The 23,277-nt window shown below is 73.1% G+C and carries 18 protein-coding genes; 6 read left to right on the plus strand and 12 right to left on the minus strand.

The window, feature by feature from the left end; genetic code table 11:
* The first annotated feature begins 158 nt into the window (after window positions 1–158).
* The 4 genes from ACIBBD_RS19470 to ACIBBD_RS19485 are packed head-to-tail and all read left to right on the plus strand — an operon-like array spanning window position 159 to window position 5,023.
* The gene (locus ACIBBD_RS19470) at window positions 159–1,652 is read left to right on the plus strand and encodes an ABC transporter substrate-binding protein (protein WP_399420666.1); all 1,494 of its coding nucleotides are present in this window, start codon (window positions 159–161) and stop codon (window positions 1,650–1,652) included.
* The gene (locus ACIBBD_RS19475; protein ID WP_399420667.1) at window positions 1,649–3,382 is read left to right on the plus strand and encodes an ABC transporter permease subunit; all 1,734 of its coding nucleotides are present in this window, start codon (window positions 1,649–1,651) and stop codon (window positions 3,380–3,382) included. Before ACIBBD_RS19470 ends, ACIBBD_RS19475 begins: the two co-directional genes overlap by 4 nt.
* Window positions 3,375–4,349, plus strand: coding sequence for an ABC transporter ATP-binding protein (locus ACIBBD_RS19480; protein WP_399420668.1), 975 nt, complete (start codon window positions 3,375–3,377; stop codon window positions 4,347–4,349). The genes ACIBBD_RS19475 and ACIBBD_RS19480 overlap by 8 nt, the downstream gene beginning before the upstream one ends.
* Window positions 4,346–5,023 carry an ATP-binding cassette domain-containing protein gene (locus tag ACIBBD_RS19485; protein WP_399420669.1) on the plus strand — a complete coding sequence of 226 codons (678 nt, stop codon included), beginning with the start codon at window positions 4,346–4,348 and terminating at the stop codon, window positions 5,021–5,023. The genes ACIBBD_RS19480 and ACIBBD_RS19485 overlap by 4 nt, the downstream gene beginning before the upstream one ends.
* 242 nt (window positions 5,024–5,265) lie before the next feature.
* Here the strand turns inward: ACIBBD_RS19485 and serA are convergent, their stop codons facing one another.
* The 6 genes from serA to ACIBBD_RS19515 all read right to left on the minus strand — a co-directional run bounded on the left by serA (window position 5,266) and on the right by ACIBBD_RS19515 (window position 15,302).
* Window positions 5,266–6,855: a phosphoglycerate dehydrogenase gene (serA, locus tag ACIBBD_RS19490; protein WP_399420670.1), complete on the minus strand. Its 1,590-nt coding sequence runs from the start codon at window positions 6,853–6,855 to the stop codon at window positions 5,266–5,268.
* 266 nt (window positions 6,856–7,121) lie between these two features.
* Entirely contained in the window at window positions 7,122–8,120 is a 999-nt protein-coding gene (gene ilvC, locus ACIBBD_RS19495) for a ketol-acid reductoisomerase (RefSeq protein ID WP_399420671.1), read from the minus strand.
* Between the two features lie 141 nt (window positions 8,121–8,261).
* A complete protein-coding gene (ilvN, locus tag ACIBBD_RS19500; RefSeq protein ID WP_399420672.1) occupies window positions 8,262–8,786 on the minus strand; it encodes an acetolactate synthase small subunit in 525 nt (174 codons plus the stop codon).
* A 20-nt stretch (window positions 8,787–8,806) separates the two neighbouring features.
* Window positions 8,807–10,660, minus strand: a complete 1,854-nt coding sequence (locus ACIBBD_RS19505) for an acetolactate synthase large subunit (protein WP_399420673.1) — start codon at window positions 10,658–10,660, stop codon at window positions 8,807–8,809.
* A 243-nt stretch (window positions 10,661–10,903) separates the two neighbouring features.
* Window positions 10,904–13,921, minus strand: a complete 3,018-nt coding sequence (locus ACIBBD_RS19510) for a putative bifunctional diguanylate cyclase/phosphodiesterase (RefSeq protein ID WP_399420674.1) — start codon at window positions 13,919–13,921, stop codon at window positions 10,904–10,906.
* A gap of 412 nt (window positions 13,922–14,333) precedes the next feature.
* A complete protein-coding gene (locus ACIBBD_RS19515) occupies window positions 14,334–15,302 on the minus strand; it encodes a 2-hydroxyacid dehydrogenase (RefSeq protein WP_399420675.1) in 969 nt (322 codons plus the stop codon).
* A gap of 76 nt (window positions 15,303–15,378) precedes the next feature.
* On the opposite strand from ACIBBD_RS19515, the gene ACIBBD_RS19520 reads away from it, so the two are divergent.
* Both ACIBBD_RS19520 and ACIBBD_RS19525 read left to right on the plus strand, forming a co-directional pair.
* Window positions 15,379–16,377, plus strand: coding sequence for an aldo/keto reductase (locus ACIBBD_RS19520; RefSeq protein ID WP_399420676.1), 999 nt, complete (start codon window positions 15,379–15,381; stop codon window positions 16,375–16,377).
* A gap of 206 nt (window positions 16,378–16,583) precedes the next feature.
* On the plus strand, window positions 16,584–17,747 hold the full coding sequence (locus tag ACIBBD_RS19525; protein ID WP_399420677.1) for a PQQ-dependent sugar dehydrogenase: 1,164 nt from the start codon (window positions 16,584–16,586) through the stop codon (window positions 17,745–17,747).
* 9 nt (window positions 17,748–17,756) lie between these two features.
* On the opposite strand, the gene ACIBBD_RS19530 is transcribed toward ACIBBD_RS19525, so the two are convergent.
* The 6 genes from ACIBBD_RS19530 to ACIBBD_RS19555 all read right to left on the minus strand — a co-directional run bounded on the left by ACIBBD_RS19530 (window position 17,757) and on the right by ACIBBD_RS19555 (window position 23,184).
* Complete coding sequence (locus ACIBBD_RS19530) at window positions 17,757–18,005, minus strand: DUF6191 domain-containing protein (protein WP_399420678.1); 249 nt, start codon at window positions 18,003–18,005, stop codon at window positions 17,757–17,759.
* A 34-nt stretch (window positions 18,006–18,039) separates the two neighbouring features.
* On the minus strand, window positions 18,040–18,300 hold the full coding sequence (locus tag ACIBBD_RS19535) for a type II toxin-antitoxin system RelE/ParE family toxin (RefSeq protein ID WP_399420679.1): 261 nt from the start codon (window positions 18,298–18,300) through the stop codon (window positions 18,040–18,042).
* Window positions 18,301–18,326: 26 nt separating this feature from the next.
* The gene (locus tag ACIBBD_RS19540) at window positions 18,327–21,401 is read right to left on the minus strand and encodes an AAA family ATPase (RefSeq protein ID WP_399420680.1); all 3,075 of its coding nucleotides are present in this window, start codon (window positions 21,399–21,401) and stop codon (window positions 18,327–18,329) included.
* 134 nt (window positions 21,402–21,535) lie between these two features.
* Window positions 21,536–21,751 (minus strand): hypothetical protein, encoded by a 216-nt coding sequence (locus ACIBBD_RS19545; RefSeq protein ID WP_399420681.1) that lies wholly within the window; start codon window positions 21,749–21,751, stop codon window positions 21,536–21,538.
* Window positions 21,752–21,970: 219 nt separating this feature from the next.
* On the minus strand, window positions 21,971–22,573 hold the full coding sequence (locus tag ACIBBD_RS19550) for a hypothetical protein (RefSeq protein WP_399420682.1): 603 nt from the start codon (window positions 22,571–22,573) through the stop codon (window positions 21,971–21,973).
* A 35-nt stretch (window positions 22,574–22,608) separates the two neighbouring features.
* Window positions 22,609–23,184: a GNAT family N-acetyltransferase gene (locus ACIBBD_RS19555; RefSeq protein WP_399420683.1), complete on the minus strand. Its 576-nt coding sequence runs from the start codon at window positions 23,182–23,184 to the stop codon at window positions 22,609–22,611.
* Window positions 23,185–23,277: the final 93 nt, after the last annotated feature.

The following is a 23,277-nucleotide window of genomic DNA, read 5'->3' on the forward strand; positions in this document are numbered from 1 at the left end:
ATCTGACCCACATCGCCTCCGGCACGCGTCACCGCGTGCCCTTGAGACCTTCCGCTGAGACATTCCGCGATCACTTCCGGTCAATTACTGAAAATGATTGTCATCGTGCTACGGTCGGCGCATCTCCCACCCTTGACCATCCCTTTACGGAGTGTTCCGTGCGCCTGCCCGCCCGCCGTCTGCTCCCCGTCACGGTCCTCACGGCCGCCTCCACGCTGCTCACCGGCTGCTTCACCGGCGACGGGTCCGCGTCCGCGGGCACCGACGGCAAGCGCGTGCGCGTCGCGATGATGCAGCCCCCGCGCTCGGGCCTGTCCCCGCTCTCCGACGACGCGTTCAAGCTCTCCCGCTGGTCCACCGCCGAGACCCTGGTGAAGCTGGACGCGGAGGGCGACGCCCAGCCGGCTCTGGCCACCTCCTGGCAGCAGAGCGGACGCACCTGGAGCTTCGAGATACGCGACGGCGTCACCTTCCACGACGGCACGGAACTCGACGCCGAGGCCGTCGTCCGCTCCCTCACCAGGGCCGCCGGCGCCTCCCCCAAGCCCCGCATCCTGGACGGCGTCGACCTGACCGTGAAGGCCGTCGACGCCGACACCGTGACGGTCACCACCGCCACCGAGGACCCGCTCGTCCCCCAGCGCCTCAGCTCACCGCAGCTGTCCGTCCTCGCCGCGAAGGCGTACACCGGGAAGACGGTCGACCCCGTCGGCGCGGGCACCGGCCCGTTCGAGCTGACGAAGGTCGACGGCACCTCCTCCGCCACCCTCGACCGCTACGACGCCTACTGGGGCGGCAAGGCCAAGGCCCCCGGCATCGACGTGCGGTTCGTGCCCGACGGCACCGCCCGCGCCGCCGCCCTGCGCAGCGGCGAGGCCGACATCGTCGAGGCGGTGCCGGTGTCGCAGGCCGCGCTGCTGGACGAGGACCTCGTCACCGAGGTGCCCATGCCGCGCACCAACACCCTGTACCTCAACACCGAGAAGGGCGTGTTCAAGGACGCCTCGCTGCGCGCCGCCGCCCGCGAGGCGATCGACGCCGAGTCGATCGTGAAGGGTGTGTACGAGGGCCGCGCCGACGTCGCCCGGGGACTGCTCGGGCCGGCGCTGCCATGGGCGGCCGGACTGCGCGAGCCGGTGACCCGCGCCGAGGCGGGCGACCCGGCCGGCCGGACCGTCACCATCGGCACCTTCACCGACCGCGCCGAGCTGCCCGAGGTCGCCGCCGCGCTGCAACAGCAGCTGCAGAAGGCCGGGTTCACGGTGAAGCTGGACGTGCGCGAGTACGCCAACATCGAAGCCGACGCGCTCGCGGGCGCCTTCGACGCCTTCATCCTCTCCCGGGCCACCGTCCTGGACTCCGGCGACCCGGCCGCCTACCTCTACAGCGACTTCGCCTCCGACGGCTCCTTCAACATCGCCCAGCTGAGCGACCCCACCGTGGACGCGGCGCTGAGGAAGGCCGGCGAGACGGCCACCGGTGACGCCCGCCGCCGGGCCGTCGTCGCCGCCGAGGCCGCCGTCCTGGCGACCGACGCGGCCGTCCCGATGCTGCACGAGCGGGTGATCCAGGGCGACGCCGCCGGGGTCGTCGGCGCCGCCCACGACCCGCGTGAGCGGGAGCTGGTCACGGCCGCCACGTACGTCAAGTGAGGCCCACGGCCGCCGGGTTCACCCGGGCCCTGAGTCTCCTCACGGTGGTCGCCGCCGTCGGCCTGCTGCCCTGGCTCTCCGGCCGCGACCCCGCCCTGACCGTCCTGCGCGCCCGCTCCGCCGAACAGGAGCCGACCCAGGAGGCCCTGGACGCCGTACGCCGCGACCTCGGCCTGGACGCGGGCCCCCTGTCCCTGCTGGGCGGGTGGGCCGGCGACCTGCTCCACGGCGACCTCGGCACCTCCTGGGTGTCGGGCACGGACGTCCTGCCCTCCGTGCTGGCCGGGCTCCAGGTGTCGCTGGCCCTGATGGGCGCGGCCCTCGCCGTGGCGGTGCTGCTCGCCGTCGCCCTCGTGGCACCCGTGCTGGTGCGCGGGCGCGCGTCGGCCGGGGCGGGGGCCGCGATGCTGGCCGCCGTACCGGAGTTCCTGCTGGCGACGGTGGGGCTGCTGGTGTGCGGGGTGTGGCTGGGGTGGCTGCCGACGTCCGGCTGGCAGGGCCCGCAGTACATGGTGCTGCCCGCCGTGGCCCTCGGGGTACCGGCGGGCGGGCTGCTCGGACGGCTCGTCGCGGACGCGTTGCCGGCCGTGCTGGAGGAGCGGTGGGTGGAGCTGTGGCGGGGCGCCGGGGTGGGCCGGGCGCGGATCGCGGCCGCCGCCCTGCGCCGCGCCCTGCCGCCGCTCGTCCCGCAGTTCGGCATGGCCGCGGTCGGCCTGACCGGTGGCGCGGTCGCGGTGGAGACCGTGTTCGCGGTGCCCGGCATCGGCCGTACGGCGCTGGGCGCGGCCAAGTCGCAGGACCTGCCGCTGCTCCAGGGCTCGGTGCTGGCCCTGCTGCTGCTCGGCCTGGTCACCGGCGCGCTGGCGGCCCTGGCCCGGCGCCGGCTGCTGGGCCCCGCCCTGCGGGACGCCTCGCTGGCCCTGCCGCCCGCCCGCCCGGTCCGCGCCCACCCGGCGATCGCTCTGACCCTCGCGGCCGTCCTGCTCACCACGATCGGCTGGGGCCTGCTGCGCGACCCGTACACCGTGAACACGGCGGCCCGGCTGGCCTCCCCGTCCTGGGCCCACCCGCTGGGCACCGACGGCCTCGGCCGTGACGTGCTGGCCCGTCTCGGGCACGGCGCCGCGGCGACCGTCGGCACGGCGGCGGCCGTGTGCCTGTTCAGCCTGGTCCTGTCACTGGCGCTCGGCTTCCTGCCCCGGATCGCGGCCGGGGCGGCGGACATCGCCAACGCGCTGCCCCCGGTGATCGTCGGCATCCTCGTCGCCGCGGCCGCCGGGCCCGGCACCGGCGGCGCGGCCCTCGCGGTCGCCCTGATCTCCTGGCCGCCGCTGGCCGCCCACGCGGCGGCACTGGTCCAGGAGGTGCGGGCGTCGGCGTTCCTGACCGCCCAGCGGGCCATCGGCGCACCGCCGTCCTGGATCCTCACCCGGCACGTCCTGCCCTCGGTCGCCGCCCCCGTCGCCCGCCACGCCCTGCTCCGCCTCCCCGGCATCGCCCTCGCCCTCGCCTCCCTCGGCTTCCTCGGCCTGGGCGCCCGGCCACCGGCGCCCGAGTGGGGCCTGCTCCTCGACGAGTCCCGCGCCTACGTGGAACGCGCCCCGTGGGCGGCCCTGGCCCCGGCCGTCGCCCTGGCCCTGCTGGCCGGGCTCGCGGTGGCGGGAGCGGCGTACGCACGGGGCCGCAGAGCCACCCCCACGGTGAAGAAGGAGACCCCCGTTGGTGTCTGACGTCCTGCTGTCCGTGCGCGACCTGCGCGTTTCCTTCGACGGCACCGAGGCCGTACGCGGCGTGTCCTTCGACGTCCGTCCCCGCGAGGTCCTCGCCCTGGTCGGCGAGTCGGGCGCCGGCAAGTCGCTCACCGCGCGGGCCCTGCTCGGCATGGCCCCGCCGGGGGCCACGGTGAGCGGCGAGATCCGCCTGGACGGCTCGGCGGACCTCGCCGCCCTCCGCGGCCGCCGCATCGCGCTCGTCCCCCAGGACGCCCTGTCCGCCCTCTCCCCCGTGCACCCGGTCGGCGACCAGCTCGCCGCCGCCGTCCGGTCGGTGCACCGCGTCTCCCGCCGGGAGGCCCGCGCCCGTGCCGTCGCCGCGCTGGAGCGGGTGGGCATCCCGGACGCCGCCCGCCGGGCCCGGGCCCACCCGCACGAGTACTCCGGCGGGATGCGCCAGCGGGCGGTCATCGCGATGGCCACGGTCAACGAACCCGACCTGGTCGTCGCCGACGAGCCCACCACCGCGCTGGACGCCGAGCGCCGCGAGCAGGTGCTGCGGGTGCTCCGCGAGCAGCGTGAGGCGGTCGGCGCCGCGCTGCTCCTCGTCACCCACGACCTGGACGTCGTCCGCGACCACGCGGACCGGGTGCTCGTCCTGTACGCCGGCCGCACGAGCGAACTGGGCCCGGCGCGGACCGTGCTGAGCCGCCCGCGCGCTCCCTACACCGCCGGTCTCCTCGCCTGCCTCCCCCAGGACGGCCCCCGGCGCCGCCGCCTGCCCACCCTCCCCGGCTCTCCCCCGGCCCCCGGCGCCCTCCCGCCGGGCTGCGCCTTCGCCCCGCGCTGCCCGCTGACGACACACCGGTGCCGTACCGAGGAACCGGAGCCCCGGGAGGCCGACGGGCGCCTGGTCGCCTGCCACCACACGGACCGGGTCCCCGACGACGCGGCCGCCCTGTTCGACGAGGAGCGAGCGGTATGACGCACCTGCTGGACGTACGCGACCTCGTGGTCCGCTACGGGAGCGTCGCCGCCGTCGACGGCGTCTCCTTCACACTGGCGCCGGGCGAGACCCTCGCCCTCGACGGCCCGTCCGGCTGCGGCAAGTCCTCCACGGCCCTCGCCGTCCTGCAACTGCGCCGCCCGGACGCGGGTGAAGTCCGTTTCGAGGGCCGGGAGTTGACCTCCCTCGGCGAACGCGAGCTGCGCCCCCTCCGCCCCCGTATGCAGCCGGTCTTCCAGGACCCGTACGGCTCGCTCAACCCCCGCCACCGCATCCGCGACGCGGTGGCGGAACCCCTGAAGGTGCAGGGCCGCTGGACCGACGCCGACGGCCCCGCCCGTGTGGCCGGGCTCCTCGACCGCGTCGGCCTGGACCCCGCGTACGGCGACCGCCGCCCGTACGAGCTGTCCGGCGGTCAGTGCCAGCGGGCCGGCATCGCCCGCGCACTCGCCTCCGAGCCGCGTCTGCTGGTCCTCGACGAGCCGGTGTCGGCGCTGGACCCGTCCGTGCGGGCCGGCGTGCTCAACCTGCTCGCCGGCCTCCAGGACGAGCTGGGCCTCGGCTACCTGTTCATCTGCCACGACCGGGCCGTCGTACGGCACTTCGCCGACCGGGTGGTGGAGATGCGGGAGGGGCGGCTCCTGCCGGCCTGAGGGCGGGACCGGGCACCAAGAGCTCCGAACAAAAGGGGCGCCCGGCTCGCGACACCTGGCACGCACGCGGGCCGCGTTGCCAAAAGGCCCTGGTAGCACGGCTAAAAGGACCTTCCGGCGCCTTGCGATCGCACGCACCGGACGCCGCGAGCTGATCGGACTCCCCTTTTGCTCCAAAAGACAGTGCCGGACGGACTCGCGAGTCCGTCCGGCACTCTCTTCGGTCGACAGGGGCCGGGTGATCAGACCAGGTTCACCGCACGGGCCGACGTGGCACCGATCTCCTCGGCGACCTCCGCCAGCACCCCGGCGGACACCGTGTCGTCGACCGTGAGTACGGCCAGCGCCTCACCGCCCACCGCCGCACGGGCGACCTGCATACCGGCGATGTTGATCCCGGCCTCGCCGAGGATGCGGCCCACGGTGCCGACGACGCCCGGACGGTCCTCGTAACGCAGCACGACCATGTGGTCGGCGAGCGCGAGGTCGACGTCGTAGTCGCCGACCGCGACGATCTTCTGCAGGTGCTTCGGACCGGCCAGGGTGCCGGAGACCGACACCTCCTCGCCGCTGCCGAGCGTGCCGCGCACGGTGACGACGTTGCGGTGGTCGGCCGACTCCGAGCTGGTGGTCAGCCGCACCTCGACACCGCGCTCCTGGGCGAACAGCGGCGCGTTGACGTAGGACACCGTCTCGTCGACGACGTCCTCGAAGACGCCCTTGAGGGCGGACAGCTCCAGCACCTTCACGTCGTGCTGGGTGATCTCGCCGTAGACCTCGACGTCGAGGCGGACCGCGACCTCACCGGCGAGCGCGGTGAAGATACGGCCGAGGCGCTCGGCGAGCGGCAGACCCGGCTTGACGTCCTCGGCGATGACACCGCCCTGGACGTTCACCGCGTCCGGCACGAGCTCACCGGCGAGGGCGAGGCGCACCGACTTCGCGACCGCGATGCCCGCCTTCTCCTGCGCCTCGTCCGTGGAGGCACCGAGGTGCGGGGTGGCGACCACCTGGTCGAACTCGAACAGCGGGGAGTCGGTGCAGGGCTCCTTGGCGTACACGTCGAGGCCGGCGCCGGCGACCCGGCCCTCCTTCAGCGCCGAGTACAGCGCCTCCTCGTCGACGATGCCGCCCCGGGCCGCGTTGACGATCCGCACGCTCGGCTTGACCTTGCGCAGCGCCTCGTCACCGATGAGGCCGACCGTCTCGGGGGTCTTGGGCAGGTGGACGGTGATGAAGTCGGAGACCTCGAGCAGCTCGTCCAGGGACAGCACCTTCACGCCCATCTGCGCGGCCCGCGCCGGCTGCACGTAGGGGTCGTAGGCGACGACCTTCATGCCGAAGGCGGACATGCGCTGGGCGACGAGCGCGCCGATGCGGCCGAGGCCGACGACGCCGAGGGTCTTCTCGGCGAGCTCCACGCCCGTGTACTTGCTCCGCTTCCACTCGCCGTTCTTCAGCGCGGCGTTGGCCTGCGGGATGTTGCGGGCGGTGGCGAGGATCAGACCACAGGCCAGCTCGGCGGCGGTCACGATGTTGGAGGTGGGGGCGTTCACGACCATCACGCCGGCCTTGGTGGCGGCGGAGACGTCGACGTTGTCCAGGCCGACGCCGGCTCGTGCGACGACCTTCAGCTTGTTCGCGGCCGCGATCGCCTCGGCGTCGACCTTGGTGGCCGAGCGGATCAGGATCGCGTCGACGTCGGCGATGGCCGGGAGCAGTTCGGCTCGGTCCGCTCCGTTGCAGTGCCGGATCTCGAAGTCCGGGCCAAGCGCGTCCACGGTCGCGGGCGACAGCTCTTCAGCGATGAGTACGACAGGTTTCGAGCTCACGTGAGTCCTCACAGGTCCAATGCGTGCGGACGGCCGTCCCGACGGCCGCAGGCGGAGGAGGGGCTAGCCGCGTGGAAGACGCACGACGTTGTGGGCCTGACGCGTATTAGTGCAGCAGTCTAGTGCCGCGGCAAAGGTCGTCATGCGCCTCTGCGGAAGGATCACCCGTCCGGGGCTGGACGGGGTGGACAACACCGTTTCCTACGACGTTACCCGCAGTTCGCCAAAGGGGCCGGAGCAGCACGCTCCGGCCCCCGGCCCGAGGCTTACGCCTCCTCGTCGACCCAGCTCATCAGCTTGCGCAGCTGCTTGCCGGTGGTCTCCAGCAGGTGCTCGGAGTCCTGCGACTTGTACTCGTTGTACTTCTTCAGACCGCTGTGGTACTCGTCCATCCAGTTCTTGGCGAACGTGCCGTCCTGGATCTCCGCGAGGACCTTCTTCATCTCGGCCTTGGTGGCGTCGGTGATGATGCGCGGACCGGTGACGTAGTCGCCCCACTCGGCGGTCTCGGAGATCGACCAGCGCATCTTCTCCAGGCCGCCCTCGTACATGAGGTCCACGATCAGCTTCAGCTCGTGCAGGCACTCGAAGTAGGCGATCTCCGGCTGGTAGCCGGCCTCGGTCAGGGTCTCGAAGCCCGCCTTGACCAGCGCGGCCGTACCACCGCACAGGACGGCCTGCTCACCGAACAGGTCGGTCTCGGTCTCCTCGGTGAAGGTGGTCTTGATGACACCGGCGCGGGTGCCGCCGATGCCCTTGGCGTACGACAGGGCCAGCGCGAAGGCGTCACCGGAGGCGTCCTGCTCGACGGCGGCGATGCACGGAACGCCGCGACCCTCCTCGTACTGGCGGCGGACCAGGTGGCCCGGGCCCTTCGGGGCGACCATGCAGACGTCCACGCCGGCCGGGGGCTTGATGAAGCCGTAGCGGATGTTCAGGCCGTGACCGAAGAACAGCGCGTCGCCGTCCTTCAGGTTGTCCTTGATGGACTCCTCGTAGACCTGGGCCTGGATCGGGTCCGGCACCAGGATCATGATGACGTCGGCCTCGGCGGCGGCCTCCGACGGCGTCACCACGCGCAGGCCCTGCTCCTCGGCCTTGGCCTTGGACTTGGAGCCCTCGTGCAGACCGACCCGCACGTCGACACCCGAGTCACGCAGCGACAGGGCGTGGGCGTGGCCCTGGCTGCCGTAGCCGATGACCGCGACCTTGCGGCCCTGGATGATGGACAGGTCGGCGTCAGCGTCGTAGAACAGCTCGGCCACTTTGGGTTCTCTCCTTGAGTGCAGGTGTTGCGTCCCACCGTATGACGGCGGGTGGAAGGGAAGTCTGGGGGTCTCGGAATGCGGGCGGCCGACGGCGCGCCGACCGCCCGTTTCCGGTCGCGGGTGAGTCCGGTACGCGTCCTACGCCGACCGGTCGAGTGCGCGCAGCGACCGGTCCGTGATCGAACGGGCACCGCGGCCGATCGCGATCGTGCCGGACTGGACCAGCTCCTTGATGCCGTACGGTTCCAGCATCTTGAGCATGGCGGACAGCTTCTCGCTGGATCCGGTGGCTTCGATGGTGACGGCCTCCGGGGAGACGTCGACGGTCTTGGCGCGGAACAGCTGGACGATTTCGACGATCTGGGAGCGCGTCTCGTTGTCGGCGCGCACCTTCACCAGAACGAGTTCGCGCTGGACCGCCTGGGCCGGCTCCAGCTCGACGATCTTCAGCACGTTGACGAGCTTGTTGAGCTGCTTGGTGACCTGCTCGAGCGGCAGGTCCTCCACCCCCACGACGATGGTGATGCGGGAGATGTCGGGGTGCTCGGTGACGCCGACCGCGAGCGAGTCGATGTTGAAGCCGCGGCGGGAGAACAGGGCGGCGATCCGGGCGAGGATGCCCGGGGTGTTCTCCACCAGGACGGAGAGCGTGTGCTTGGACATGTCTCTTGGGTCTTCCTCGCTCAGTCGTCTTCGTTGTCGCCGAAATCGGGGCGGACGTCCCGGGCGGCCATGATCTCGTCGTTGGAGGTGCCGGCGGCGACCATCGGCCAGACCATGGCGTCCTCGTGGACGATGAAGTCGATGACGACCGGGCGGTCGTTGATCGAGTTCGCCTCTTCGATGACCTTGTCGAGGTCGGCCGGGTCCTCGCAGCGGATGGCGTAGCAGCCCATGGCCTCCGCCAGCTTCACGAAGTCGGGGACGCGGGTGCCGGCGCTCTTCTGCTTGCCGTCGGCCTCGGGGCCGCTGTGCAGCACGGTGTTGGAGTAGCGCTGGTTGTAGAAGAGGGTCTGCCACTGGCGGACCATCCCGAGGGCGCCGTTGTTGATGATGGCGACCTTGATCGGGATGTTGTTCAGGGCGCAGGTGGTGAGTTCCTGGTTGGTCATCTGGAAGCAGCCGTCGCCGTCGATCGCCCAGACCGTCTTCGACGGCGCTCCCGCCTTGGCGCCCATCGCGGCCGGGACCGCGTAGCCCATCGTCCCGGCGCCGCCGGAGTTCAGCCAGGTGGCGGGCTTGTCGTACTGGATGAAGTGGGCGGCCCACATCTGGTGCTGGCCGACGCCCGCCGCGAAGATCGAGCCCTCGGGGGCGAGCTGTCCGATGCGCTCGATGACCTGCTGGGGGGAGAGCGAGCCGTCCTCGGGCTGGTCGTAGCCGAGCGGGTAGGTCTCGCGCCAGCGGTCGAGGTCCTTCCACCAGGCGCTGTAGTCGCCCTGGTTGCCCTCGCTGTGCTCCTTCTGGACGGCCTGGATCAGGTCGGCGATGACCTCGCGGGCGTCCCCGACGATCGGCACGTCGGCGGCACGGTTCTTGCCGATCTCCGCCGGGTCGATGTCCGCGTGGACGATCTTGGCGTACGGGGCGAAGCTGTCCAGCTTGCCGGTGACGCGGTCGTCGAAGCGGGCGCCGAGGGCGACGATCAGGTCGGCCTTCTGCAGACCGGTGACGGCGGCCACCGAGCCGTGCATGCCCGGCATGCCGAGGTGCTGCGGGTGGCTGTCGGGGAAGGCGCCCAGCGCCATCAGGGTGGTGGTGACCGGGGCGCCGGTCAGCTCGGCGAGGACCTTCAGCTCCGCGGTCGCGCCGGCCTTGAGGACACCGCCGCCCACGTACAGGATCGGCCGCTTGGCGGCGGTGATCAGCTTGGCCGCCTCGCGGATCTGCTTGGCGTGCGGCTTGGTCACCGGGCGGTAGCCGGGCAGGTCCATGGTGGGCGGCCAGGAGAAGGTCGTCCTCGCCTGGAGGGCGTCCTTGGCGATGTCGACCAGGACCGGGCCGGGGCGGCCGGTGGAGGCGATGTGGAACGCCTGCGCGATGGTCCGCGGGATGTCCTCGGCCTTGGTGACCAGGAAGTTGTGCTTGGTGATCGGCATCGTGATGCCGACGATGTCCGCCTCCTGGAAGGCGTCCGTGCCGATCGACGCGGAGGCGACCTGGCCGGTGATCGCGACCAGCGGCACGGAGTCCATGTGGGCGTTGGCGATCGGCGTGACGAGGTTGGTCGCGCCGGGGCCGGACGTCGCCATGCAGACGCCGACCTTGCCGGTGGCCTGGGCGTACCCCTCGGCCGCGTGACCCGCGCCCTGCTCGTGGCGGACGAGGACGTGGCGCACCCGCGTGGAGTCCATCAGCGGGTCGTAGGCGGGAAGGATCGCACCGCCGGGAATGCCGAATACCGTGTCGGCGCCGACCTCCTCGAGAGAGCGGATGAGGGACTGCGCACCCGTGACGTGCTCGACGGACGCGGAGTGCTGTCCTCCGGATCGGGGCCGCGGCTGCGGGTGATGGGCCCCGGTGGCCTGCTCGGTCATCGGCATTCTCTTCTCGATGCTGAGGGTTTTTGCGAAGTTCGTGCGGTGTTCGGCTGCGGTACGGCAGGTGCTTGTGCAACAAAAAACCCCTCGTGCCAAAAGGCAAGCGAGGGGAGCGCGCCGGTGAGGTCGCTGGGGTTTCCGGATCGTCCTCCGGTGGGTCCCAGCTCAGCCGACGCGCTGTCCAAGTACGAGAATTCGGGTGCGCATGGCACTGACCCTCCCCCCGGCACGCACCCAGTGTCAAGTGGGTGGGACAGGGGTCTCATTATGTGAGCGAAGGGTCGTGCCGCCACCGTGGGTGCCGCCTCCCAGAACCGCGGGGACACCACCGGTGTACACCCCCGCGCCACCGCCCGCGAACGCGGGCTCGGCGGGCCCGTGCGGCACCGGGTACTGGCCCCGGCCGAGCGCCCGGCGCAGCCGGTACTCGTCGAGCGGCCCCGAGAACGCCATGCCCTGGCCGTGCGTGCAGCCCATCGCCCGCAGGGCGACGACCTGCTCGGGCAGGTCCACGCCCTCGGCCACGGACTGCAGCCCGAGGTCGCCGGCGATCCGCAGCAGCCCACTGGTGATCTTGTGCAGCCGCGCGGACTCGACGACACCCTCCACCAGACCGCGGTCCAGTTTCAGTACGTCGACGGGGAGCCGGCGCAGTGCCGTTATGGCCACGCAACCGCCGCCGAAGCCGTCCAGGGCGATCCGGACACCCAGCCTGCGCAGGGCACCCAGACGACGCTCCAGTTCGTCCAGCGACACGTTCGGCTCTATGTCCGACAGCTCGACGACCAGCGACCCGGACGGCAGCCCGTGCCGGGTCAGCAGGGCCTCGATCGACCCCAGCGGCATCGAACGGTCCAGCAGGCGCCGGGCGCCCACCCGGACCACCACCGGCACGTTCAGCCCGCTCACGGCGCGGTCGGCGGCCTGCTCGACGGCTCTCTCCAGCGTCCAGCGGCTCAGTTCGGCCGTCCGGTCGCCGTCCTCCGCCACCCGCTGGAACTCCGCGGGCGTGAAGAGCACTCCCTGGGAGGACCGCCAGCGGGCATGGGCGGCGACCGACGAGATCCGGCCGTCCTCCAGCCGCACCACGGGCTGGTGCAGCAGCGCGAACTCGCCGTCGTGCAGCGCGGCACGCAGCCGCGTGGCCAGCTCCGCCTTCCGTACGACGTCCTGCTGCATCTGTGGCTTGTACAGCTCGACCCGGCCCTTGCCGCCCGCCTTGGCGCGGTACATGGCGAGGTCGGCGTTGCGCAGCAGCTCTCCGGCCCCGAAGCCGGGTTCGGCGAAGGCCACGCCGATGGAGGCGGCGACCCGCACCTCGTTGCCGTCGATGAGGTAGGGCTGGGAGAGCGTGACCCTGAGGCGGTCGGCGAGCTCCAGGATGTGCCGCTCCCGGGCGCTGCGGTCGCGGGTGGTGTCGCCGACGATCAGCGCGGCGAACTCGTCACCGCCCAGCCGGGAGGCGGTGTCCCCCTGCCGCACCGCGTCCTGGAGCCTGCGGGCGGCCTGGACGAGCAGTTCGTCCCCGGCCTGGTGGCCGATCGTGTCGTTGACGGCCTTGAAGCCGTCGAGGTCGATGAAGAGGACGGCCGTGTTGCGCAGGGCGGTGCCCCGGTCGGAGCTGCGCCGACCGGACAGCGCCTGCTGGACGCGCCGGGTGAACAGGGCGCGGTTGGGCAGGTCGGTCAGCGGGTCGTGCTCGGCGTTGTGCTGGAGCTGCGCCTGCAGACGGACCCGTTCGGTCACGTCCCGGCTGTTGAAGATGAGCCCGCCGTGGTGCCGGTTGACGGTCGACTCGACGTTGAGCCAGCCGCCGTCGCCCGAGCGGAACCGGCACTCGATGCGCGTGGTCGGTTCCTCCTGGGGGCTTGCGGCGAGGAAGCGGCGCACCTCGTGCACCACGCAGCCCAGGTCCTCCGGGTGGATCAGCTGGGCCAGCTCCGTGCCCACCAGCTCCTCCGCGGGCCGTCCGTAGACACCGGCGGCGGCCGGGGAGACGTAGCGCAGGACGCCGGTGGGGGCGGCGATCATGATGACGTCGCTGGAGCCCTGCACCAGGGAACGGAAGTGGTTCTCCTTCTGCGCCAGTTCCTGGGTGAGGGTGATGTTGTCGAGCAGCATGATCCCCTGGCGCACCACGAGGGCGAGCACGACCGCGCCGCCGGTCAGCAGGACCACGCGGTCGACGCTGCGGCCGTTGAGGACGTTGTAGAGGATCCCCAGGGTGCAGACGGCGGCGGCGAGGTAGGGCGTGAGGGCGGCGAGGGAGCCGGTGATGGGCCGGGTGACCGGATAGCGGCCGTGGTCACCGCCCGGTGCGGGTGGCCGCATGTGCGGGTGGCCGGTGGGGCGCCGTCCGGGCCGGTGCTCGTGGACCACGCGCGTGTGCCCGTCCTCCCCCGGCCCGTGCCGGCCGGCGGCCCAGGGGGCGTACGCGAGCAGCAGCGAGCCGGCGAACCAGCCGGCGTCGAGGAGCTGGCCCGAGCGGTAGGTGTGGTGCACCAGCGGCGAGGTGAACAGGGCGTCGCACATCACGGTCAGCGCGAGGGCGCCGACGGCGGTGTTGACCGCGGTGCGGTTGACCGACGAGCGCCGGAAGTGCAGTACGAGCACCATGCTCACCAGGGCGATGTCGAGCAGCGGGTACGCCAGCGTCAGCGCCGCGTGGGCCACGCTCGGTCCGTCGAGCTGCGCGGCCTGCGCGAGGGCGAGGCTCCACGACAGGGTCAGCAGCGAACCCGCGATCAGCCAGGCGTCCAGCCCCAGGCAGACCCAGCCGGCCTTGGTCATGGGCCGGGCGGCGATCACCAGCAGCCCCACGATCGCGGGCGGCGCGAAGCACAGGAAGAACAGGTCGGCGTAGCTGGGGCTGGGAACGGGGCGGTCCAGGACGACCTCGTACCACCCCCAGACCAGGTTGCCCATGGCCGCCATCGCCGAGGAGAGCGCGAACAGCAGCCAGGCGGGCCGAAAGCGGACCCGGCGGGCGCGCGCGTAGAGGAAGCAGGACACGGCGGCGGCGCCCGCCGCTGCCGCGAGCCCGAAGTCCCCCATGATGAGCGCGAGTTCGCCGGAGCCCCAGCCGAACGCGGAACCGACGGCGTAGCCCGCGCACAGCACGGCCAGCACCAGTTGGTGGACCATGTTCTTCGATCCCGGGCCGCCGCAGGACGGCGGCTTGGTCAGCGGCGTCCCCGTCGGAGGCTGTGTGCGCAGCGCTCCGTCGAGGAGGGTCGTGGAGGTCGACGGCGAACTCACCGGGGCCCCCCGGTCCGCGCCGCTCCCCAGCCCCGCCGGTCCCGGTGCGCCGACGGGGTCTGCCTTGCGCGACCGTCGGCCCCGCGCCGGTGACGGCTGGGCCGACCGCGGTGACCGGGGCCGGCGCATCTGCTCGTGGTGGCCGTGCAACAGGGTCGCCGGCGGCGGCTCCGCCGCGTCGGATCGTTCGTCCATAGGCCGTGCATCGCCCGTCGCCCCCCTCACAGTCAGCATGTCCATCCCCGGCGCCGAACGGTGCGCGGCGCAGCCCCTGTCGGGACGATACACCAGTCTCGTCACTCAGGGACATAGTTCCTCTACGCTCCGTGACGACCAGCGGCGACGGTGGTACGGACCGCGTCCGGAGGACTGCGGAGTGTGCCCGAACCGGATGACACGCGTGCCCTGCTCGTCATGACTCGCTTGTGGCGCCCGTCGTAAGGATCACGTTGCGCAGGGGCTCCTGGTTCACGAAACGCCGCAACTGGTCCCTCAGCAGCCGCTCGGCGCGCGGCAGGAAGGCGGACGTGGGGCCGCCGACGTGCGGGCTGATCAGCACTCCCGGCGCCTGCCACAGCGGGTGGCCGGGGGGCAGGGGCTCGGGGTCGGTGACGTCCAGGGCGGCGGTGAGGCGGCCGCTCCCCAGCTCGGCGAGGAGCGCCTTGGTGTCGACGACCTGGCCGCGGGCGATGTTGACCAGCAGCGCTCCGTCCTTCATGCGGGCGAGGAAGTCGGCGTTCACCAGGTGGCGGGTGGTCTCGGTGAGCGGCGTGGCCACGACGACCACGTCCGCCTCGGGGAGCAGGTGGGGCAGTTCGGAGAGTGGGTGCACCGGTCCGCGCGCCGTGGTGCGCTGGGAGCGCGCGACGCGCGCCACCCGCGCGAGCTCGAACGGAACGAGCCGGTCCTCGATCGCCGAACCGATCGACCCGTACCCCACGATGAGGACGGTCCTGTCGGCCAGCGCGGGCCGGAACCCGCCCAGCCACTCCCCCCGGTCCTGGGCGCGCACGAAGTCGGGGACGCCGCGCAGCGAGGCGAGGATCAGGGTGAGGGTGAGTTCGGCGGTGCTGGCCTCGTGCACCCCGCGCGCGTTGCACAGCCGCACCCCCGGGGGCAGCGCGTCCAGGCCCGGCAGCACGTTGTCGACGCCGGCCGAGAGGGTCTGCACGACCTGGACGGAACCGAGGTGGGGCAGGGGCCGCAGGCCGACCTCGACGGGCTTCATGTAGGGGACCACGTAGAACACGCAGCGGGCCGGGTCTGCGGGGAAGTCCTCACCGCCGTCCCAGAACAGGTAGCGGGGCCCCTCGGGCAGACCGTCGATCCCGTCGGGCGGTAGGGGCAGCCATACGTCGTTCGGCAGGTCAGCAGCAGTCATGGTCCGGAGGCTATGTCAGGCACGCGCGCGTGCAGAGGTTAGGTTGGGGGGCCGGAAAAGGGAGGGTCACGAGCAGGTGGAGCGCAGGACGATCGGCGCGGCGGCGCTCGCGGTGGGGGCCGTCGGACTCGGGTGCATGCCGATGAGCTGGGGGTACAGCGGGTCGCGGCAGCGCGGCGACGAGTCGCTGAGGGCGTTGCACCGGGCGCTGGATCTGGGCACGTCCCTGCTGGACACGGCCGACATGTACGGCCCGTTCACCAACGAGCTGCTGGTGGGGCGGGCGTTGAAGGAGCGGCGCGAGGACGCGTTCGTGTCGACGAAGGTCGGCCTGCTGGTGGGTGAGCAGCACATCGTGGCCAACGGCCGTCCCGGGTACGTGAAGCGGGCCTGCGACGCCTCCCTCCGGCGCCTGCAGACGGACGTCATCGACCTCTACCAGCTGCACCGCGCCGACCCCGAGGTACCGGTCGAGGAGACCTGGGGGGCGATGGCGGAGCTCGTCCAGGCGGGCAAGGTGAGGGCGCTGGGGCTGTGCGCGGTGGGCGCGCGGGGCGGTCGGCGCGGGGGCGGGCGGCTGTACGACGCGACGATCCGGCAGTTGCGGCGGGTGCAGCAGGTCTTCCCGGTGAGCGCGGTGGAGGCGGAGCTGTCGGTGTGGTCGCCGGAGGCGCTGGAGACCCTGCTGCCGTGGTGCGAGCAGCGGGGCGTCGGCCTCCTGGCGGCGATGCCGCTGGGCAACGGCTTCCTGACCGGCACGCTCACCCCGGGCGAGGGCTTCGAACCGGACGACATGCGCGCCCGGCACCCCCGGTTCACCGCCGAGATGATGGCCGCGAACCAGCCGATCGTCGCCGGTCTGCGCCGGGTGGCCGCCCGCCACGGCGAGGACGTGACGCCCGCGCAGGTGGCGCTGGCGTGGGTGCTGGCGCAGGGGCGGCACGTGGTGCCGGTGCCGGGGACCAAGCAGCAGCGGTGGGTGACGGAGAACGCCAGGGCGGCCGGGCTGCGGCTGACGGAGCGGGACCTGCTCGAGGTGGCGGAGCTGCCCGCGGCGCAGGGGTCGTGGGACTGAGGAACCCGTCCGGCGGATCGGGTCGCGGGAACCGGAGGTGACCGGACAGGCCCGTGGGGACCGCACGGCGTCGGGTCGGCGCGGGCATCGGGTTGCGGTGATCGGGAACTCCTGGGCCGCGAGCGGTGTATGACAAGGAGAGGCCGCCGTCGGAGACCCGTCGGGAGATCCGCCGCCGGAACCGCCGCGTCGAAGGGACCAAGATCGTGCAACGTCGAGCAGTGACGGCCGCGCTGGCCGCGAGTGCGCTCCTGTTGGCGGCGGGCTGCTCCTCCGACGACGGAGGATCCCCGGGCTCGGCCGCGAGCCCGTCCCCGGGCTCCACCGCGGCGCAGGGCTCGCCCTCCGGGCAGGCGGCCGAGCAGACCCCGCCCGCGAAGGGCACGGTCAAGGTGGTGCGCACGGTCGCCGAGGGCCTGAACAGCCCGTGGGGCCTCGCCCCGCTGCCCGAGGGCGGTCTGCTGGTCTCCTCCCGCGACGAGGGGACGATCACCCGGGTGGACGAGACGACCGGAGAGAAGACGGAGGTCGGCGAGGTGCCGGGTGTCTCGGCGGCCGGCGAGGGCGGTCTGCTGGGGATCGCCCTCTCCCCCGAGTACGCCTCGGACCACATGGTCTACGCGTACTTCACCTCGGCCTCGGACAACCGCGTCGTCCGCATGCTGTACGACGCCGAGCGGCCCGCCGGCGACCAGTTGGGCGCCCCGGACACGGTCTTCAAGGGCATCCCCAAGGGCATGATCCACAACGGTGGCCGGATCGCCTTCGGCCCCGACAGGATGCTCTACGTCGGCACCGGCGAGAGCGGTGACCGGGGCCTGTCCCAGGACAAGGAGTCCCTCGGCGGCAAGATCCTGCGCCTGACCCCGGAGGGCGAACCTGCTCCGGGCAACCCGTTCCCGGACTCCCCGGTGTACTCGTACGGCCACCGCAACGTGCAGGGACTGGCCTGGGACGGTAAGCAGCGGCTGTTCGCCGCGGAGTTCGGCCAGCAGACCTGGGACGAGCTGAACGCGATCGAGCCGGGTGACAACTACGGCTGGCCGGAGGCCGAGGGCAGGTCGGACGACGCCCGGTACCACAACCCGCTGGCCCAGTGGGGCACGGACGAGGCCTCCCCGAGCGGCATCGCCTACGCCGAGGGCTCGGTCTGGATGGCCGGCCTGAGGGGGCAGCGCCTGTGGCGCGTCCCGCTCCAGGGCACGGAGGCGTCGGCGGACCCGCAGGCGTTCCTCGAGGGCGACTACGGCCGGCTGCGCACGGTGGTCGCGGCGGGCGGCAACAAGCTGTGGCTGACGACCAGCAACACGGACGGCCGGGGCGCGCCGAAGGAGGGGGACGACCGGATCCTGGAGCTGGAGGTGAGCTGAGGCCCACGCTCACTGCCGGGGTTCCCCACTCACCGCTTCTTCGGCGTCCTCGGCGTCCTCGGCGCTCCCGGCGTCCCCGGCGTCCTCCTCGGTCGCCGGCCGGGGCGGGCGGACGACGACCTTCCCCGACGCGAGGTCTATCGGACCGCGCCCGCGGTCCGCGTCGCCGACGTCCTCCCGGGTCAGTTCCAGTCGCTTCTGCTCGTCGCGGGTGTGCTTGCGGCCCGGGGAGAACAGTTCCTCGAAGGCGTTGAACATGGTTCTTCCTTTCCGGGCCGCGTCACGGCGCTGGTTACTCGTCCTCTATGAGCGACTGGTCGAGGATCGCCACGGAGACGAGGATCAGGAACGCTCGGTGGATCATGTAGTCGACGGTCAGGCCGGGCGCCACGGAGACGACCCGGATGTCCTCGCCGCTGACCGCCTGCGACACCGGGGTGAACGGATCCTCGGCCAGCTTCAGCAGGCCGCGCTCCAGGAGCTTGCGTCGGTCTTCTGACAGAGCGTCACGCTGCGCCGCAGCACGCTCGGTGAACTCGATCTGGTACAACACGGCTCCTCCCTGGTCGCCTGCCGTCATTATCCCGTGCCCGGCCGGTCCCCCGCCCCCGCCGGGAACAGTCCCAGCCGGTGCGCCACCGCCGCCGCCTCTCCCCGCCCCGAGACGCCCAGCTTGCCCAGGATGTTCGAGACGTGGACGCTCGCCGTCTTCGGGGAGATGAACAGTGCCTCGGCTATCTGGCGGTTGGTGCGGCCGGCGGAGACCAGGCCGAGGACGTCGCGTTCGCGGTGGGTGAGGCCGAGGGCCTCGGCGGGGTCGGCGGCGGTGGCCGTCCGCCGGGACGCGGGGCCGAGGGACAGGCGGGCGCGCTGGGCGAGCCGGGCGACCGCGCCCTCCAGCGGGCGGGCGCCGAGGTGGGCGGCGACGGCGTGGGCGAGGCGGAGCAGCTCGGCGGCGCGGTCCCGCTCGTCGTCGCCGCCGACGGTGAGCAGCGCCTCGGCCAGGCGGTGGCGGGTGCGGGCGAGGTCGTAGGGGCGCTCCAGTGCCTCGAAGGCGGTGACCGCCTCGGACCAGTCCTCGGGGTGGTCACGGCCCTCGGCGCGCAGGAGCTCGGCGCGCAGCCAGCGTTCGTGGGCCTGCCAGACGGGGACGACCGCGGCGATCCCCTTGGCGCTCCCGCGGATGCGTTCGAGGACGCCGGTCCGGCCCGGCTCGGCGACGGGCAGGGTGCGGGCATCGCCCTCGGCCGCGGCGGCGGCGACCAGCAGGGGCCACGCGTAGCGCTGGGCTCCCGGCGGGAAACCGCGGTCGAGGGCGCGCTGCAGGTGGGCCCGGGCGTCCAGGACGCGGCCCTCGCCCGCGGCGACACCGACGGCGAGGCGGGTCAGCGGGAGGTCGTGCTGGGGCGCGCGGCCCTGGGGCCCGAAGTGACCCTGCGCGTCGGTCAGCCGGCGGCCGGCCTCGGTGAGGTCACCGCGGGCGAGGGCGAGCTCGGCGCGCAGGGCGGCGTGCACGCCCCTGATCGCCACGCCCAGACCGATCCGTTCCGCGGCGGCGCAGACGCGGTCGGCCTCGTCCCAGCGCCCCAGGGACAGGAGGGATTCCGCCAGGTTGCCCAGGACCCAGGCCTCGGTCTCGCGCAGTCCGTACCGCCGGGCGAAGGCGGTGCCCTCCTCCAGGATCGGCAGGGCCTCGCGGGAGCGGCCGACCGCCTCGAGTTCGGAGGGCAGATTGACGTAGGCGTTCAGCGCGACGGAGGAGATGTTGTCCGCGAGGGCCCGTTCCTTGACGTCGTGCAGCTCGGTGAGGCCGGCCTCGACCTGCCCGGAGTCGACCATGAGGACACCGAGGATCTGGCGGGCGTTGAGCTCGGTCTCGCGGGCGCCGACCATGCGGGCGTAGTCCACGGCGCGTTCGGCGGCGGCGTAGGCGTCGGGTCCGGGGGCGTGGACCATGAACCAGTTGGCGACGTGGGTGAGCACCTCGGCGTGCACCTCGCTGGGCGGCAGGCCGCGCACCAGGTTCTCCGCGGTGGCCAGCTCCTCCCGTCCGCTGCCCCGGCCGAGCGAACGCGTCAGCCGGGAGCGCTGCACCCAGAACCAGGCGGTCCGCAGGGGGTCGTTCTCCTCCTCCAGGAGGCGCAGCGCCCGCTTGGTGATCTTCAGAGCGCGTTCGCGTTCCCCGCAGAGCCGGCCGGCGACCGCGGCCTCCGCCATGAGGTCGAGGTAGCGCAGGGGCGCGGTGGCGGGGTCGCGGCCTTCGGCGGTCCCCGCACGGCGTTCGGGCTGCGGGGGAGGGTAGACCTCGGTGTAGTCGACGGGCCGCAGCCGGGCCCGTACGTCGTCGGGGGCGGCCTCCCACAGTTCCATCGCCCGCTCCAAAAGCCGCAGTTGTTCGCTGTAGGCGTGGCGGGACCGGGCGGTGACGGAGGCGTCCAGGACGGCGGGGAGGGCCTTGGCGGCGTCGTGGGCGTGGTACCAGTAGCTGGCCAGGCGCATCACGCGCTCGTCGGCGGGGACGAGCGTCGGGTCGGCCTCCAGAGCCTCGGCGTAGCGGCGGTTGAGGCGGGAGCGTTCGCCGGGCAGCAGGTCGTCGCTCACGGCCTCGCGGACCAGGGAGTGCCGGAAGCGGTAGCCGTCCCCGGTGGGTGCGGCGAGCAGGATGTTGGCCCCGACGGCGGCGCGCAGCGCCTCGATGAGGTCGTCCTCGGTGAGCCGGGCGACGGAGGCCAGCAGCCGGTCCTCGACGGTGGAGCCGCCCTCGGCGACGATCCGGGCGACCTGCTGCGCGCTCTCCGGCAGCGCTTCGACACGGACGAGCAGCAGGTCGCGCAGGGAGTCGGTGAGGCCGGTGCAGCAGCCCTCGTGGGCGGCGACGGCGAGTTCCTCGACGAAGAAGGCGTTGCCGTCGGAGCGTTCGAAGATGGCGTCGACCTGCGCCGGGTCGGGTTCGTGGGCGAGGATGCCGGCGATCTGACGGCCGACCTCCTCGCGGGTGAAGCGGGCCAGTTCGAGGCGGTGGACGGTGCGCAGCCGGTCGAGTTCGGCGAGCAGGGGGCGCAGCGGGTGGCGGCGGTGGATGTCGTCGGAGCGGTAGGTGGCGAGGACGACGAGGCGGCCGGTGCGCAGCGTGCGCACGAGGTAGGAGAGGAGGTGGCGGGTGGAGGCGTCGGCCCAGTGGAGGTCCTCCAGGGCGACGACGACGGTGCGGTCGGCGGCGACGCGTTCCAGGAGGCGGGCGGTGAGTTCGAACAGGCGGGCCATGCCCTCCTCGTCGTGCCGGCCCGCGCGTGCCTCGCCCAGCTCGGGCAGCAGCCGGGCGAGCTCCTCCTCCTGGCCGGCGGCCGCGGTGGCCAGTTCGTCCGGCAGCGCGCGGCGCAGGGCACGCAGGGCGGTGGAGAACGGGGCGAACGGCAGCCCGTCGGCACCGATCTCGACGCAGCCACCGAGCGCGACGACGGTGCCCCGGCGGCAGGCGGCCGTGGCGAACTCCTCGACGAGGCGGGTCTTGCCGACCCCGGCCTCGCCGCCGATCAGCAATGCCTGCGGCTCTCCCGCGGCGGCGCGGGAGAGCGCGGCGTTCAGGGTGTCCAGCTCGTCGGCGCGGCCGACGAAGACGGGGCTGACGAACCTGGTCTCCACGGGGGCGAGCATCGCACAGGGGTCCGGCCGCGCCCCAGTCGTTATCGCCGCCCGGCCCCTCGCCGGGGCGGTGGCCCGCACGTGCGGGACGCCGGTTCCGGCGGGGCGGCCGCCCCCCGTGCGGCCGCCCCGCGGTGGCCCGGCGCTCACGTGGTCCGGGCGGGCCGCGGCCGGCGGTGGCGGTGGGTATGCGGATCGCTCCCGGCGGCGCCGCGGGCGCCTTCGGCGGCCTCACGGGCGCGTTCGGCGGCCTCGCGGCGGGCGGCGCGCCGGCCTCGGGCGACCTCGCGGGCCAGCCGCTCGTCCTCGGCGCGGCGGATCAGCTCGGCGGAACGGAACTGTTGCAACTCGTACGCGTGCATGGTGGGTCCCTCGCAGGATTCGGTCGGGTCGGCATCGCTCGGGGCGATGCCTCGACCTTCGTCTTTGAGGGGGGTGCGCCGCATCGGGAGTGTTCCGCATCTTCGGCCGGCGGGCGGGGCCTTATCGGTGGCGGGCGGGGCCTCAGACGCGCGTGAGGGGCCTCAGGGCGGACCGGGTGCTTACGGTCCGCCCTGAGGCCCCTCGGGACCTGCGGTGACTCAGCCGGTGGACGGCAGTCCGACCAGCACGTCGGTGTACTTCAGGACGGCCAGCAGCAGGCCGATGACGCCGAGCGAGACGCCCGCCCAGGCGACCGACTTGATCCACGGCGCCTGGGGGCGGCCGGGCGCCCCGAAGGCGGGCCGGGCCAGCACCGCGACGCCGGTGATCAGCGCGGCCAGCGCGAAGAGGCCGGCCCACAGGGCGGTGGCCTGCCAGGCGTCGCCGTAGACCGCCTCGATCTGCTGGGCCACGCTCCCCGACCCGCTCGACGAGGCCTCCAGCTGGCCGACGAGCGACTGGCGCGCGGAGGCGACGGTACCGATCCAGCCGCCGCTCAGCGAGACGGCTCCCAGCGCGGCGGAGACCACGGCGGCGGCGCCCTGGCCGACGCCCGAGGGACCGTCCTCCTTGCCGTCGCCCCCGTCGGCGGACTCGGCACCGTCCTCGGTGCCGGCGGTCTCGTGTGCGGACCGCGTCACCTCGTCGGTGCCGTCCGCCGCGTCGTCCTTGGTGATGTCGACCGCCTCCTCGTCGCGCTTCGCCTCGGTGGCCTCGGCACCCGTCGTGGCACCGGCCTCGTCAACAGTCTTGGTTCCCATGCCTCGCACCGTACGGACGCTCTCTGAGAGGTCTCTTAATGATCGTCGTGAGCGGCACGCGCGCGTGCGGAGCGCCACTCGGGGGCCAGCACGGACCACACTTCCAGGTCGTGCCGCACCCCACCATAGGGGTGCGCCTCCCGGCGGACGCCATCCCGGGTCAGGCCGAGCCGCCGGGCGACGTTCAGGCTGGGCCGGTTCCCGGCGGCGGCGACCCACTCCACGCGGTGGATCCCGCGCTGCTCGACGGCGAAGTCGATGAGCACGCGCATCGCCCGCGTCACCAGGCCGCGTCCGGTGGCGGCGGGTTCCAGCCAGCAGCCGACCTCGCAGTTGCCCCGCTCGGCGTCGAAGTTGAGGAAGAGCACCCCGCCCACGAGGGTGCCCTGGAGCCACAGCCCGTGCAGCGAGCCGGTGTCGGCGGCGCGCATGTCGGCGTACCGCTGGAGCAGGGCCCGCGCGGAGGCCACGTCCGTCTCCTTCGTGCCGAAGGGGATGAACTGCCCGATGAACTCCCGGCCCCGGTCCAGGTGGGCGAGGAACTCCTCGGCGTGCCAGGGTTCCAGCGGGCGCAGCTCGGCTCCGTCGTCACCCAGCGATATCGCGTACATCCGGCCGCCGCTCCTTCTCGAGTTCCTCCACGACGTGGGTGAGCCTCTCACGGGCGGCACGGGATCGGGCGGTTCGACGCCGATGCGTGGCAG

The organism is Streptomyces sp. NPDC051315 (genome assembly GCF_044455165.1).
Taxonomy (GTDB): Bacteria; Actinomycetota; Actinomycetes; order Streptomycetales; family Streptomycetaceae; genus Streptomyces.